Here is a 15433-nt window from a genome sequence, read left to right on the forward strand (position 1 = left end):
TTAATTCCGGCACTGTCTTCTCCATGTGCCTCACCTTATCAGATTTTTTGGGTTTTTGCTACCCCCGTGAACTTCTACCTGATTTTTCTGCCCAACGAGTCTGTTAATCTGCCTTATTTTCACGACTTGGCGCTCGATTTATCGAGAGTATTTCCGCCAACTATAGAATCCTGAAGGACTCTGATATTATTCCAAAGAAAATAGGCTGGCAAATAGCCAGCCTAGAATCAGGAGAACTTTATTTCCAATTGGTGGAAAATCTAGCTAAACAAACCCGAAATCCCGTTGACTGCTATTGCTCCCGCCAAAGCCGAAACAACCACAGAAGTCAGAGCCGTACCGAACAGCCACCAAGCAGCAGTTGCTGCGGCTTCGCGCGCATCTTCTGCTTGCTGCTTGGTCTTGTTTTTGAGCTGTTTAATGCGTTTTTTGGCTTCATTTTGCAGGCGTTCTGAACGCAATAAAACGCTGTCCCGGGCTCCTTCCATTTGGTCAACAATTCGGTGAGCGTCTGTCTCGGAAATATCGGAACGAGAACTCAGCAGGGCAACTAAAGTACCGCGATCGAACTCACCTAAACGCTCTTTAATCGCGTCAAATCCTGCCTGCGGGTCATCAAACACTTTACGCAAGTCCCGCTTGATGCCTTCGTAGTTGAGTTCTGGTCGATCGAGCGAATTGAGGTAATCCCGGATTTTCCCGAAAATACCATCCATTGCTGACTGGAACTTGTCCTGAACCATTTGAACTTGTTCGACAATTTGGTTGCGGACAGATTCAATTTGGTCGGCAATTCTGTTAGCTTCCTCGGACGAGATGTCTTCCCGCTGCGACAGCAATGCTACCAGAGTCGATCGATCGAAGTGCTTCAGGCGATCGCCCAAACTTTGCATCCCCATTCCCGGCTCACTAAACAGCAACTGCAAATCGCGTTTGATGCTTTCAGGATTGAGTTCTTCCTTGTCCGTATTCCGCAAGTAATTTTCCAAACTGCCTTGGAAATCCCGGACTGTTTTTTGAGCGCGAGATGCCAAGCGGCGGGGCGATTTCACGATGCTGCGAATCGAATCTTGCACGCGATCGATCGTCCGATTGATCTGTTCTTCGCTCAAATCTTCCCGCTGGGACAGCAACTTGACCAAAGTTTCGCGATCGACCTGAGAAAGTCTATCCCGAAGTGCCAAAGCACCCTCTTTCGGATTTTCAAACAATTGAGTTAAATCTCGATTGATGCCTTCTGGATCGAGTTCTTCCAGGTTTGTATTCCGCAGGTACTCGCCAATTTTTGCAGTAACTTCCTCGTACTGTTGCTTAGCTCTATCTGCCACCATTTGCGGCGCGTGGATAATGTTATCGCGCACAGATTCGATCCGGTCGATAGTCTGATTGATCTGTTCTTCGCTGAGGTCTTGGCGCTGTGACAGCAACTGCACCAGCGTATCGCGGTCGAATTGAGACAAGCGTTCTCTCAGCGCTTTAAATCCGGCTTCCGGGTCGTTTAACAGCGTTTGAAACTCGCGCTCGATAGCTTCAGGATTGAGCTCTTCCTTATTAGTATTGCGGAGATAGTCTTCTACCTTTTGTCGCAATTCTTGGGCTTTCGATTGCGCTTGCTCTTGCAATTCTTGAGCTCTAGAAATCACGCGATCGCGCGAACTTTCGAGCCGCCCAATTAACTGATCGGCTTCCTCTGGACTGAAATCTTCCCGCTGACCGAGCAACTGCACCAAAGTATCGCGGTTAAACTGCGAAAGGCGATCGCGCAAAGCCTCAAAACCAGCATCCCGATCTTCCAAAAGCGCTTGGAAATCCCGCTCGATACCTTCAGGATTCAATTCTTCCTTGCCGGTCGATCGCAAATAATTCTCAATCCGGCTCCGCAAATCTTGAGACTGTTCTTCACCTGCAGCAGCTTGCACAATTTCCAACACTTCTTGTCGGACACCTTCAAGCTGTTCGGCAATTTCCGTCACCTGTTCAGGAGCAAACCCCTCACGGCGGCTGAGAATCCCTACAAAATAATCGGGATTAAACAGCTCTAACTGGCGCAAAACGGCCCCCGGAGAAGCTTCCGGGTCGTAAATCACATCCCTAAATTCCTGCTTGATTGTCTCCCGGTTGAGATGCCAAGGTTGGGCATTCATCAAGTAGTTTTCCACATCAGCCTTAGCTGTATTGAAAGGCAGCGCAGGCACTTTGTCGCCCACCTTAGAAGCCAAAGATTTAGCTTGTTCCGTCCCTTTGGCTGTCAGTTGCTGCAACTGACCAGAGATTTTTTCAACATCCAAATCAGACAAATCCGTCCGCGACAAAACAGTGCCCACAAGAGATTCGACACCCAACTGCATCGCTCGCTTCATGCCGCTGCTGGATTTCGATTTGTTTTCCCTACTTTCCAGAATTTGAGACAGCTTGGCGTTGAGTTCGTCAGACTTCAGCAAATCGGGAGCCGCAAACTTGAGAAAATCAACCAACTCTAAATTCGGGTCTTTCTGCTCTTGCTGCTTGCCGAAAGTTTGCTTCCAAACGCCTTCGAGTTGGTCAGCAACTTGAGTTATTTCCTCTTGAGAAAAGTCTGTGCGACTCTTAACTAAATCCACAAAAGTCTGGCGGTTAACATTCTTCAGAACGTCGCTTCCCGCAAGAGATTTGATATCTGCATCGCCCAGCAACTTTTCAAATTGACCGCGAATTTCCTTAACATCTAGTTTCGGTAACTGCAAAGAACCCACATAATCTTGCAGTGTTTCGCGAATGCTCTCCGGGTCTACAGCCGAACTCAACTCGCGGCGTACAGCGGCAACAGATGCCTCTACAGTATTGACCATTTGGTCGCTGGCCATCTTGCCGCCGATCGCTGCACCAGCAGTACCCATGACGCCTTGAACGCCGGAAAAAGCAGTTTTTATCAAGGAACCGATCATGGAACCGACGGCGCTAGAACCGAGCCACACCAGCGTTAAGAAGTACGCCGACCAAATGACTACACCAATAATTGCCGCTCCGTCTACCGAGGCAATTGAAGTTAGTTTGACCGCCAGAAAACAAGCCAAAAATAAAGCCAGGTTAACGGTGACTAAAATCCAACCCCCGACTAGACCTTCGATTTTCCGAACTTTACTGCCTAAACTTTCCGACTCATCATCATCGTCATCGTCGGGTAAAGCCTCGTCCCAATTTGAGATTTTGGCAGCGATCGAGAAATTTGTTAACAGGAATTGGAAGCCGAAAGCCATAATGACTCCGGCGATTAATGCCACGAAAAACTGCGGGCTTAAAAACATCAGCCCTCCGATATCGGGGTGGTCAAATGGCACATCCATTTCTACTGGCATTTGGGCAATATTGAATTTGGGACTGTACAGCGACATTAATAACTCGCTTTCAAACATAATTTACCTCCTAATTTTTTATGCCTAACTCGGCATGGCGAAAATTATCCCCAACTTTTTTATAGGGGATTTTGTAATCTTTAGATGATGGTTTGTTTTGGTTCGGCTTTATCTTACGGAAAGCCTTATTTGTGAAATTGGGATGAGTAGTAAATCAGTTCTCTAGTTATCTCATCCTTATTGCTTATTATGGCTGTGGAAGCTAAAAAATAAATCCGTCTAAAGTCAGAAATCAGTCTTTCTGGGACTAATAGCAGCAGAGTTCGCATAAAAGTGGCAAGTTTGAGGCGGGGGGCGATCGCCACCAGTTCTAAATAGTAGTAAAGTGCGATGTGGTGTACTCTACATATCGTAGAGTGCGCTAGCGAGTTAGGATTCCGTTTGATTTTCCGGCTCAAAACGAGCGAGTAATTGCGATCGATCGAGCTGCATAATCATTCGCGCTCTCGATGGGTTATAGTTGAATTAAAGGCTCGATTAGTTGGGATAATTCTTCATCTATATTGCCAAAATACACTTGTAACAGACTCTCGACTATCGGGCGTTTACTTTGCTGAATACCTTGCTGAATACCTTGCTCGATAGCTTGCTGAATACCTTGCTGAGTTGCTTCTTCAAGCCGTTGTAAATAGAGTTGTGACAGTTCCATAATTAACTCCCGATTTTCTCGATATATAATAAATAGTAAAGTGATATTTAGCGCCCCCTACATATCGTAGAGCGCGCTGCTGAGTTAGGATTCCGGTTGGTTTTTCGACTCATCGAAACGAGCTAGTAATTCAGAGCGTTCGAGCTGCATAATCAGTCGCGTGCGATCGAGGGGTTCTAGCTGAATCAAAGGCTCGATTATTTGAGCTAATTCTTCATCAATCTCGCCAAATTTTACTTGTAGCAGATTCTCTACTATCAGGCGTTGAGCGCGCTGAATACCTTCCTGGATACCTTGCTGAATACCTTGCTGAATACCTTCCTGGATACCTTGCTGGATACCTTGCTGCATACCTTGCTGAATACCTTGCTGGACACCTTGCTGGATACCTCGCTGCGTTGCATCTTCCAGCCGTTGCAAGTAGAGGGGTGACAGTTCCATAATTAACTCCCGATCTTCTCGATCTATGTCTTGACGTACTTCTAATATCGTTCGCAAGTTGTACAACAATTCTAACGCATTCAACCGAAACACATTATCTGAGGGTAATTCTCTCAATTCGGCAACCGCTTGCTTCTGCACGTTTCCCTTCCCCAAAACTCTCAGCCACAGCGTTTCTGGAGTGCGGGGCAGTTGGTGAATGGCAATAATCGCTGCTTTCAGAGATGGGCCCAGAAAATAAACTCCATTTACCCAATTTTCCGGTTCGGGAATGGCTCGAAATCCAGCTAGCATCGTATCGGAAACAGTCGGCGACAGTATCCAGAGTTGGGGCAAGTCTGCCTCTGCAATCCGGGTATTTTCTCTAGCTGCGGCCCGTTCAAATTCGCCGTGGATATCGAAGAGTTTGCCCAGACAACTGCGAATTTCTCCGATTTGGACTGGGCTGCGGAAGGGTTCAAATACAGCGGGTTTTGCTGCGATTTGACCCAAAATGCCGAGGGCTGTTGCTTCGACTTCCGGTTCGGCTTTCGGGGAAAATAAAACGTCAACCTGCCTCACTTCTCCAGCGACATCCCGGCTGGTTTCTACATTACCGAGAGGGGTTAATAGTTCTTTCAAATACTGTTTAGCAAATTGGTCGTGGATGAATCTAGTCATGATAATTTTTAGCTATCAACTGTTTAAAAACCTCGCCATCAACTGTCAACTGTCAACTGTCAACTGTTTGCAGCATTTACCCTCACAGTTGCGAAGGCTGCGAATACAGCCGTAATCCTCGAAACGTTGACTGTGTTTGCGAACAGTAGGATAGGCAAGCAAATGTAAAGGAATTCCGATTATTTTGTAAAGCAATCGACCAGCAGCATGAACAATATCCCAAATTTCGCTTAAATTAGGTTCTCGAACAAATTCTCCTATTTCATCTTTTAAGGCAAGCCACTGAGATTGCACCGTAGGAGAGTGACAATTATCAAATACTGCCATACCTTTTTCGTAGTTTTGCCAAATTTTATTCATATATTTAATCAAATCCGCCTCACCTCTGATAATATCAGAAGTTAATCTGAGATTACAATCATCCGGTATTTTAAGGAAATCAGCCATGCGACTCTCTCAAATGCTTTTTGTTACCCTGCGCGAAGACCCGGCAGAAGCAGAAATTCCCAGTCACAAATTATTACTCCGTGCCGGATACATCCGGCGCATCGGTAGCGGAATTTACGCTTATCTACCTTTAATGTGGCGAGTTCTCAAAAAAGTATCTCAAATTGTCCGCGAAGAAATGGACGCTACCGGCGCTCAAGAATGTCTCCTCCCGCAATTGCAACCGGCCGATTTGTGGCGGGAATCCGGTCGCTGGGACACCTACACTCAAGCTGAAGGTATTATGTTTGCCATGACAGATAGGCAGCAGCGAGAATTGGGACTGGGCCCAACTCACGAAGAAGTGATTACTACAATTGCTAAAGATATGATTCGTTCCTATCGGCAATTGCCTTTACATCTTTATCAAATCCAAACTAAGTTCCGCGATGAAATTCGCCCGCGTTTCGGGTTGATGCGCGGTCGCGAATTCATTATGAAAGATGGCTATTCTTTCCACACTAACGAAGAAAGTCTGAAAAAAACTTATCAGGATATGGCTCAAGCTTATAGCAATATGCTGCGCCGATCGGGCTTGCAATTCCGAGCAGTAGATGCTGATTCTGGAGCAATTGGTGGCTCTGGTTCTCAAGAGTTTATGGTGTTGGCTGAAGCGGGAGAAGATGAAGTTCTTTATACTGAAGATGGTCAGTATGCAGCTAATGTGGAAAAGGCTGTATCGATGCCTGCTGATGCTGAACCGTCGCCATTTGCAACTTTTGAAAAGCGGGAAACGCCGGGAACTGAAACAATTGATAAACTTTGCAATTTTTTGAAATGTTCTCCGACGCAAGTTGTCAAAAATGTGCTTTACCAAGCTGTTTACGACAATGGCATGACTGTTTTGGTATTGGTAAGCATTCGCGGCGACCAAGATGTGAATCAGGTAAAGTTGCTGAATGAGTTGACGAAGTTAGCGGGCAATTATCAAGCTAAAACTGTTTTATTTTTGACTGTTCCCGATGCGGAAGCTCAGCGGAAATGGGCAGCTAAATCTTTACCTCTCGGTTATATGGCTCCCGATGTTGGTGATGATTATATCGCTGGAAGCAAGCAGGTAAACTCTAAGTTTTTGCGTTTAGTCGATCGCACTGCAGTTGACCTGACAAACTTTGTCACCGGTTCAAACGAATCAGGATACCACGTTGTCGGTGCTAATTGGAACAAAGAATTTCCTCTACCAGCAACGGTTGTGGGTGTCAGAACAGCCAAAAAGGGCGATCGGGCCGTGCACAACCCCGAACAAACCTTGCAAAGCGCCAGAGGCATCGAAGTCGGCCACATCTTCCAATTAGGAACCAAATACTCCCAAGCAATGGGCGCTACCTACACCAGCGAACAAGGCGAAGAAATGCCCTTTGTTATGGGCTGCTACGGCGTCGGCGTGTCGCGGCTAGCTCAATCGGCCGTAGAACAATCCTACGACAAAGACGGGATAATTTGGCCAGTGGCGATCGCCCCGTATCACGCCATCATTAGCATCCCTAATATTTCCGACGCCCAACAAGTAGAAGTCGCCGAAAAACTCTACGCAGAACTCAACCAATCGGGCATTGAAACGTTACTAGATGACCGCGATGAACGAGCCGGAGTCAAATTCAAAGATGCTGATTTAATCGGCATTCCCTATCGCATTGTTCCGGGCCGTTCGCTGAAAGCAGGCAAAGTTGAAGTCGTGGAAAGAGCCACTCACAAATCACATGAAATTCTTCTTGATGAAGTAAATTCTACTTTAAAACAGTGGATTGAAGCCGCCATCAACTAAGACTTTTTAACCCGTAAGGTGCGCGCTAGGCGCACCTACATTTAGGCTCGCAATGTGCGCGGTGTACACCCTACATTAGCTCCCCTCTTGGGAGCATCTCAATGAAAGCAGCCAGCTAGAAATTGGAGTTGGGAGGCAGGAGACAGGATGCAGCAGGAAAGAGGAGGAAAGAGGAGGAAAGAGGAAGAAAGAAGGAGCCAGAAGAAGTGTTTTTACAAATAATATGAGATGCTCTTCCCTCTTCCTGACATCCATGACATCCATGACATCCATGACATCCGTTACATCCGTTACATCTGTTACAGAATCCGTTGCCGAACTTCCCTCTTCCTGACATCCATGACATCCATGACATCCGTTACAGAATCCGTTGCCGAACTTCCTTGAGATGTGAAATTATCTAAAACTTAAAACTCGGTATGAATCTGAACCTAAATCAGTTTCTGCGATTCCCTCAATCCCGAATTGGGCGGTACTTGGCCCAAGTAACTGTCGTTGCTGTTGCTTACGCCGTGGGAGCGAGGCTAGCAATTTCAATTCAAGGTGTCAATCCTTTTGCTGCCTCGGTGTGGCCACCCGCAGGAATTGCACAAGCTGGACTTTTATTGTTTGGGAGTAAAGTCTGGCCTGCCATAGTTTTGGGCACATTTTTGCTCAATTTGGTTAACCCAAATGAACAAATATTCGTGGTTTGGCTGGGAGGAAACGCCGGGGCGATTCTGCAAGCTGTTTTTGCAGTAACTGTCCTGAGCTGGTTCCGGTTTCGTCCCTCTATCGAGCGCTTGAAAGATGTAATTAATTTAATCTTGTTTGGCGGTCTAATTGCTACTCAAATCAGTTGCACTATTGGGGTGTTTTCTCTATATTTAGCTGGAAAAATAGAGTGGAGTGAATATTGGTCTGCTCGATGGAATTGGTGGTTGGGAGACACAATGGGAGTTTTAATTATAACTCCCTTAATTTTAATATTTATTCGTCCTCAATTGGCAGGAGATCGTTTAAAAATACAAACAGAAACAAAGAAAAATTATTTAATTGAGCGAGGAGTATGGTTAATATTATTAATTGGGGTGAGCTGGCTGGTCTTTGAGTCGAAACAAGAAGCTTCTATTTCTCGTTATCCCCTGGAATATTTGCCGTTTCCTTTGATAATGTGGGCGGCGCTTCAATTCGGTCAGCGAGCCGCTGTCCTAGCATCGTTTATTGTCTCAATCATCGCAATTTTTGGCAGTTCTCATGGAGGGGGGCCCTTCACAGCCAAAGCTGACAATATTAATCAGGCTATCTTATTTTTGCAAGCTTTTATGGGTGTAATTACGATTACCTCGCTCTTATTGGCAGCGACAGTAGCTGAACGCACATCAGCAGAGTATTCTCTGCGGGAGAGCGAAATTAAGTATCGAGAATTGGTAGAAAATGCTAACAGTATTATTTTGAAAATGGATGCTGATGGCAATATTATTTTTTTTAACGAATTTGCCGAAAAATTCTTTGGTTACAAGGAGGAAGAAATTTTGGGAAAAAATGCCTTGGGAACCATTATTCCACAGACGGACATGGAAGGGAATAACTTAGAGTTGGTTTATAGTCAACTTTTACAAAATCCCGATCGCTTTACCAGCTATGAGAATGAAAATATCCGGCGCAGTGGCGATCGCGTTTGGGTATCTTGGGCAAATAAACCGCTGGTTGATTCAGCGGGCAAACTTTTGGGCATCCTCTGCATCGGGACAGATATCACCGATCGCCGAAAAGCTGAAATAGCGTTGCAAAAGCTTAATGAAAAGCTGGAAATCCGAGTTGAAGAGCGGACAAATGCCCTGAAACAAAGCGAAGTTCAGCTACAAAAACAGAAATCGGCATTAATTGATTTAGCCAAAAATAAAGCGCTGAATCAAGGCGACTTAACAAAAGCGCTTCAAGAAATAACTGAAACTGCTAGCCGTACTCTGGAAGTTGCCCGATCGAGCGTCTGGCTGTACGATCGCACTAAATCCAAGATGGAGTGCCTAGATTTGTTCGATCGCACTCTCAACCAACACTCACACGGTTTGAAATTAGCAGCAGCAGACTATCCTGTCTATTTTCAAATACTGCGAGAAGAACGCGCAATTGCTTCCTTTGACGCGCAAAACGATTTTAGAACTAAAGAATTTGCGGAATCTTACCTAATTCCCTTGGGCATCACTTCTATGCTAGATACGCCGATTCAAATAGGCGGAGAAACAGCAGGAGTTCTCTGTTTAGAACACGTAGGAATGCCCCGCTTTTGGACGATTGAAGAACAAAGTTTCGCTGTTTCTCTAGCAGACTCTGTAACTTTCGCAATGGAAGCGCGAGAACGCCAGCGGGCTGAAGAAGCGCTGCGGCAAGCTGAAGAAAAATACCGCAGCATCTTTGAAAATGCGATCGTCGGCATTTTTCAAACTACCCCAGATGGGCAATATCTCAGCGCCAATCCTGCTTTGCTTCGCATTTACGGTTACAGTTCACGCGAGGAATTGGTCGGCACATTAACTGATATTAGCCAACAGCTTTATGTTGACTCCGAACGCCGGGCAGAAATTGTCGGCTTAATAGAAGAACAAGGCAAAGTATCGGATTTTGAATCTCAAATTTACCGCCGAGATGGCAGCATAATTTGGATTTCGGAAAATACTTATACCGTGCGCGATTCCTACGGAAATTTGCTTTATTACGAAGGTACTGTTCAAGATATCACAACTCGCAAACAAGCTGAAGCAGCTTTGCGCTTAGAACAAGAAAAATCCGATCGTCTCCTGTTAAACGTTTTACCACAACCCATTGCCGACAGATTAAAACAAGACCAAAGCATCATCGCCGATACTTTTGCCGAAGTAACAGTATTATTTGCAGATATAGTCGGTTTTACCCAAATTAGTTCCCAAATTTCTCCGCCAGAATTAGTTTCTTTGCTTAACGACATTTTTTCCACATTCGATCGCCTAGCAGAAAAGCACGGATTGGAAAAAATTAAGACCATTGGCGACGCTTACATGGTTGTAGGAGGATTGCCGATGCCCCGCAGCGATCATGCAGAGGCGATCGCCCAAATGGCGATCGATATGCAGCAGGCAATTACTAACTTCAGTAATATCCACAATCAAGATTTCAACATCAGAATTGGCATTAACACCGGCCCAGTTGTCGCTGGAGTAATCGGTATTAAAAAATTTATTTACGATTTGTGGGGAGACACAGTTAACACCGCTTCCCGCATGGAATCCCACGGCTTGCCGGGGTGCATTCAAGTCACCTCTGCAATTTATGATATATTGCAGGACAAGTATGTATTTGAAAGTCGCGGCGCGATCGAAGTTAAAGGCAAAGGCGAGATGAACACTTACTTTCTTACAGGCATCAAGTTATAGCATAAAAAAAAATGAAGAAGGAAGAAGCAATATAAGAAGTCATGTTTCAAAATTAAGAATTACCTAATCTTCGGGCGCGGTTGCTATAGTTAGTTAAAAATCTAACCCTCAGTATGATTCCCCAAAAAATTCAGTTTCTGCGATTTCCTCAATCTAGAAATTGGCAATACTTAGCACGAGTATCTGCCATTGCTTTTGCTTACGCTGTGGGAGCAAAAATAGCTGTTTCAATCCCAGGCGTAAATACATTAGGTACGTGCGTCTGGCCACCCGCAGGAATTGCACAAGCTGCACTTTTATTGTTCGGGCGGCAGGTGTGGCCGGGAATAGCTTTAGGGGTTTTCTTTTTCGATACTATTAACCAAAAAGTATCCTTAATAAGTGGATTAGTATCTGCCTTAAGTGCTTGTCTGCAAGCTTTGATCGCATTTAGTTTGTTGCAGAAACTAAAGTTTCGCCCGTCACTAGAGCGGCTCATAGATGTAGTCAATTTAGTTTTCTGCGGGGCTGTAGTTGCCACTCAAATTAACTGCACTCTCGGCACGCTTCGGCTCTGTGTAACTGGTTTAGTTGAGTGGAGCGAATATTGGCACATTCGATGGAATTGGTATCTCGGAGATACATTAGGAGTTTTAATTTTTACTCCCCTGCTGTTGATTATATACAGCCCAAAACCAGCGCCAACTCCTTCACAAAATACAGGTTCTCAAACAATTGTAAATCGAATCAGTGCCGCCATATGCTTGGTGTTATTAGTAACAGTCAGTTGGCTAGTATACAACTCAAAAAGTGAAAGTAATCTGTCCGGTTATCCCCTCGAATACTTGCCATTTCCCTTGGTAATTTGGGCAACCATTCAATTCGGTCAGGTAGGGGCGGTTTTAGCATCTTTCATTGTATCCAGTATCGCCATTTGGGGAGGTTCTCAGGGAGGTGGCCCCTTTATTGCCAAAGCGGAAAATATCAATCAGGCAATCTTATTTTTGCAGGCTTTTATGAGCGTAATTGTAGTTACATCGCTGCTGTTGGCGGCGACAGTAGCCGAACGCGCCTCAGCCGAAAATTCGCTGCGCCAAAGCGAAATTAAGTATCGGGAATTAGTGGAAAATGCTAACAGCATTATTTTAAAAATAGATAGGGCAGGAAATATTACTTTTTTTAACGAATTTGCACAGAAATTTTTTGGTTACGATGAAAAAGAGATAATTGGCAAAAACGCCGTGGGAACAATCATTCCCCAGAGAGATACAAGAGGAAATGACTTGGCAGCCAAGTTGAGAGATATTTTGGAAAACCCAGAACAATATACGCGCAATGAAAATGAGAGTATCCGGCGCAACGGCGATCGCGTTTGGGTATCGTGGGCAAATAAACCGCTGTTTGACGCGGCAGGAAAGTTCGCGGGAATGCTGGCAATCGGTACGGATATCACAGACCGCAGGCGGGCTGAAATGCAGCTTGTAAAGCTGAATGACGAGTTAGAGTTTAGAGTGAAAGAACGAACTAATGCTCTGAATGAGACTTTAAGTGCACTGCGAGTTCAACAGGAACAATCAGAACGCTTGCTGTTAAATATTTTGCCTGAAGAAATAGCAAATCGGTTGAAGCGGGGAGACAGTACGATCGCCGACACTTTTGCTGATGTTACTGTCTTATTTGCGGACATAGTAGGCTTTACTCAACTCAGTTCGCGAGTTTCTCCAACGCAATTAGTTGCCTTGCTGAATGACATCTTTTCGACATTTGACAACCTAGCAGAAAAGCACGGATTGGAAAAAATTAAGACGATTGGCGACGCTTACATGGTAGTTGGAGGTCTGCCCATTCCTCGCAGGGCTCATGCAGAGGCGATCGCAGAAATGGCCCTCGATATGCAGCAGGCAATTACTGACTTCAGCAATCTCCACAATCAAGATTTCAGCATCAGAATCGGCATTAACAGTGGCCCGGTTGTTGCCGGAGTTATTGGAATTAAAAAATTTATTTACGATTTATGGGGAGACACCGTTAACACTGCTTCCCGCATGGAATCTCACGGCTTGCCGGGGTGCATTCACGTAACAGAGACAACTTATCAGCAGTTGCGAGAAAAGTATTCCTTTGAAAACCGCGGCGCGATCGAAGTTAAAGGCAAAGGTCAGATGACTACTTATTTACTACAATGCCGAAAATAGCTTTAGTAAAGGTTTTTCTCTAAAAATAAGGGCGATCGCACTCTCAAATGTGCGATCGCCCTCATTTTAATTTAGCCAAGTTTTTTAAAGCTTGTACAGGTTAATTCCAGCTTCCTTCGCCATGATTTCCAAACCCTTGTGTTGCAAGGTTTTAATTGCTTTTGTAGAAAGGTGCAATCTTACCCAGCGCTTCTCCTGTGGCCACCAAACCCGCTTCCACTGCAAATTGGCGTCTTGCAATTTGTGAGTGCGGTGGTGCGAGTGAGAAACTGCAAAACCGTTATTCGCCTTCTTTCCCGTTAGCTGACATTTCCGTGACATATTGCCCTCCAGATTACCGTTTTTTTGCGTGCAGCCTTTTATTATACCCGAAGGAAGAAGGAAGAAGGAAGAAGGAAGAAGGCTTGACTTATCCCTTTACCAATAGAAATAAACTCTTACTCCCCCCCTTAGCAAGGGGGGGTTGGGGGGGTTAATTACATTGCACGTTCAGTCAACTTTGTCAAGACTTGATTCGATCGCTCGACAAAATCCTTCATCCCTTCAGCATCGAAACCCTTCTGGGCCATCAAAGCCAAGTCGTAAACGTGGTGACAAATCATACTCGCCAACTGACTTGACGGAGACTCCCCGCCGCCTTGAATAATCGCACCCTGACTCAAACTCGCCAGATTTTGAATCAGCGGGTGAGACGTATTCACCAGCAAAACGTGGTCTTCGGGGAATTCGGCCGCTTGCTGCCGCAAAAGCGCCGTCATGTCCCGCATCCGGCGCACATCTTCCGGCAAAAGTACGATCGCAGGTGGCGTCCCCTCCGCAGAGTCAGACTTCAAAGCTTCTGTGCGAATGTTCACTTTCGGCTTATTGAGAGCTTTTTGGAACATTTCTTTAACTTGTTCGCTGCGAGTTTTATTCGTCGCCGGATCGACAATTTCCGCTTCTTTTTCTTTGTCAATTAGCGTGTCGTCGATGTCGGAATCAACCCGCGAGAATTTGACATCTGAGTGTTCTCGTTCCAAGAAACTGATAAAGTGCGTGTCGATGAAAGAATCCATAAACAGCACTTCTAAACCTTGGCTTTTGTGCATTGCCACGTAAGTTGCTTGAGAGGCAGGATCGGTACAATAAAACACGCGATTTTCATGGCGTTTTTGATTGCGTTCCAAATACTCTTTCAGCGTCGTGTAAGGTTGCGTCGAAGTAGAAGTTTCCGACTTCGGAGTCACATCCTGCCACAAATCTCCTTCCTCACTTTGCACCTGAACTTCGGGCGTTACAGTTTCTGGCTTCTCGGCTGTTGGTTCGTAGGTGCTGCGGTAGATTAAAATATCTTCGACTTGCTTTTTGAACTTGTCATCGTTGAGAGTTCCGAACTTGACAAAAGTGCCGATATCTTGCCAGCAGCGGATGTATTCGTTACGGTCGTCGCGGTAGACTTCTTTGAGGCGATCGCCCACTTTTTTCGCAATATAATCAGCGATTCTCCGCACAGTGCGATTGCTTTGCAAAGAACTGCGAGAAACGTTCAGCGGAATGTCGGTACTGTCAATAACGCCCCGCAGCGGCATCAAGAATTTCGGGATAATTTCTTCGCAGTGGTCGCTGACAAAAACCTGGTTGCAGAATAGCTTAATATTGCCTTGGGTAACATCGACATCCGGCCGCAGTTTTGGAAAATAAAGAATCCCGTTGACAATAAAAGGATAATCTGTATTCAGGTGTACCCACAGCAGCGGCTCGTCTTGGTACGGGTAAAGGTGGCGGTAAAGTTCTAAGTAATCTTCTTTTTGCAAGTTACTGGCTGATTCCCGCCAAATTGCTTTGTGCTTGTTGAGTTCCTCTCCCTCAAATTTGATGGGAACTGGCATGAAATCGCAGTAAGTTTTGATTAACTGCTTAATGCGACTGGGTTCTAAATATTCTTGTTCTTCGTCTTGGAGAGTAAGAGTAATAGTAGTGCCGCGTTCCGTGCGGGAAGATTCTGATAGTTCAAAAGCGGGAGACCCGTCGCAAGACCAGTGTACTGCTTGGGAGCCTTCTTGGTAAGAAAGAGTATCAATCTCTACTTTCTTCGCCACCATGAAAGAAGAGTAGAAACCTAGACCAAAGTGACCGATGATTGCGTCGTCGCCGTTGCCTTGGTATTTTTGAATAAATTCTTCTGCGCTGGAGAAAGCGACTTGGTTGATGTATTTTTTTACCTCATCGGCGGTCATGCCGATGCCGTTATCGGAAATTGAGAGGGTTTTGTTTTCTTTGTCGACCGCTATGGTGATTTGCGGTTCGCCCATGTCGCCGCCGTATTCGCCGGAACGAGAAACCATTTTGAGTTTGGCAATGGCATCCACTCCGTTAGAAATTAGTTCCCGCAAGAAGACTTCGTGGTCAGTATATAGCGACTTCTTGATAATCGGGAAAATATTCTCGGTATGGATGGAGATTGTTCCCTGTTCTAAAACTGTCATAATTTTTCT

Annotated in this window: 9 protein-coding genes; 3 read left to right on the forward strand and 6 right to left on the reverse strand. The window is 45.4% G+C overall.

What is annotated here, in order from left to right; genetic code table 11:
* Positions 1–260 precede the first annotated feature (260 nt).
* The 4 genes from QUA34_RS17620 to QUA34_RS17635 form a co-directional block, all read right to left on the reverse strand.
* Positions 261–3392 (reverse strand): MFS transporter, encoded by a 3132-nt coding sequence (locus QUA34_RS17620; protein ID WP_333321641.1) that lies wholly within the window; start codon positions 3390–3392, stop codon positions 261–263.
* A gap of 454 nt (positions 3393–3846) precedes the next feature.
* On the reverse strand, positions 3847–4041 hold the full coding sequence (locus tag QUA34_RS17625) for a hypothetical protein (protein ID WP_445242829.1): 195 nt from the start codon (positions 4039–4041) through the stop codon (positions 3847–3849).
* 84 nt (positions 4042–4125) lie between these two features.
* Positions 4126–5142, reverse strand: a complete 1017-nt coding sequence (locus tag QUA34_RS17630) for a hypothetical protein (protein WP_333388680.1) — start codon at positions 5140–5142, stop codon at positions 4126–4128.
* 45 nt (positions 5143–5187) lie between these two features.
* Positions 5188–5589, reverse strand: coding sequence for a hypothetical protein (locus QUA34_RS17635; protein ID WP_333321645.1), 402 nt, complete (start codon positions 5587–5589; stop codon positions 5188–5190).
* On the opposite strand from QUA34_RS17635, the gene proS reads away from it, so the two are divergent.
* The 3 genes from proS to QUA34_RS17650 all read left to right on the forward strand — a co-directional run bounded on the left by proS (position 5588) and on the right by QUA34_RS17650 (position 12959).
* Positions 5588–7393 (forward strand): proline--tRNA ligase, encoded by a 1806-nt coding sequence (gene proS, locus QUA34_RS17640; RefSeq protein WP_333321647.1) that lies wholly within the window; start codon positions 5588–5590, stop codon positions 7391–7393. The genes QUA34_RS17635 and proS overlap by 2 nt on opposite strands.
* A gap of 419 nt (positions 7394–7812) precedes the next feature.
* A complete protein-coding gene (locus QUA34_RS17645; protein ID WP_333321649.1) occupies positions 7813–10785 on the forward strand; it encodes an adenylate/guanylate cyclase domain-containing protein in 2973 nt (990 codons plus the stop codon).
* 113 nt (positions 10786–10898) lie between these two features.
* Entirely contained in the window at positions 10899–12959 is a 2061-nt protein-coding gene (locus QUA34_RS17650; protein WP_333388684.1) for an adenylate/guanylate cyclase domain-containing protein, read from the forward strand.
* An 84-nt stretch (positions 12960–13043) separates the two neighbouring features.
* Here the strand turns inward: QUA34_RS17650 and rpmB are convergent, their stop codons facing one another.
* Positions 13044–13280: a 50S ribosomal protein L28 gene (gene rpmB, locus QUA34_RS17655; RefSeq protein WP_006634309.1), complete on the reverse strand. Its 237-nt coding sequence runs from the start codon at positions 13278–13280 to the stop codon at positions 13044–13046.
* Positions 13281–13435: 155 nt separating this feature from the next.
* Positions 13436–15424, reverse strand: coding sequence for a molecular chaperone HtpG (htpG, locus tag QUA34_RS17660; protein ID WP_333388686.1), 1989 nt, complete (start codon positions 15422–15424; stop codon positions 13436–13438).
* Positions 15425–15433 lie beyond the last annotated feature (9 nt).

Source organism: Microcoleus sp. POL10_C6, assembly GCF_036701585.1.
Classification (GTDB): Bacteria; Cyanobacteriota; Cyanobacteriia; order Cyanobacteriales; family Microcoleaceae; genus Microcoleus.

Bases quoted from the DNA above. Each gene is read 5' to 3' on its own strand.
- QUA34_RS17635 (WP_333321645.1), bottom strand. From the start codon at position 5,589: ATGGCTGATTTCCTTAAAATACCGGATGATTGTAATCTCAGATTAACT.
- htpG (WP_333388686.1), bottom strand. From the start codon at position 15,424: ATGACAGTTTTAGAACAGGGAACAATCTCCATCCATACCGAGAATATT.
- proS (WP_333321647.1), top strand. From the start codon at position 5,588: ATGCGACTCTCTCAAATGCTTTTTGTTACCCTGCGCGAAGACCCGGCA.
- QUA34_RS17645 (WP_333321649.1), top strand. From the start codon at position 7,813: ATGAATCTGAACCTAAATCAGTTTCTGCGATTCCCTCAATCCCGAATT.
- rpmB (WP_006634309.1), bottom strand. From the start codon at position 13,280: ATGTCACGGAAATGTCAGCTAACGGGAAAGAAGGCGAATAACGGTTTT.
- QUA34_RS17630 (WP_333388680.1), bottom strand. From the start codon at position 5,142: ATGACTAGATTCATCCACGACCAATTTGCTAAACAGTATTTGAAAGAA.
- QUA34_RS17620 (WP_333321641.1), bottom strand. From the start codon at position 3,392: ATGTTTGAAAGCGAGTTATTAATGTCGCTGTACAGTCCCAAATTCAAT.
- QUA34_RS17650 (WP_333388684.1), top strand. From the start codon at position 10,899: ATGATTCCCCAAAAAATTCAGTTTCTGCGATTTCCTCAATCTAGAAAT.
- QUA34_RS17625 (WP_445242829.1), bottom strand. From the start codon at position 4,041: ATGGAACTGTCACAACTCTATTTACAACGGCTTGAAGAAGCAACTCAG.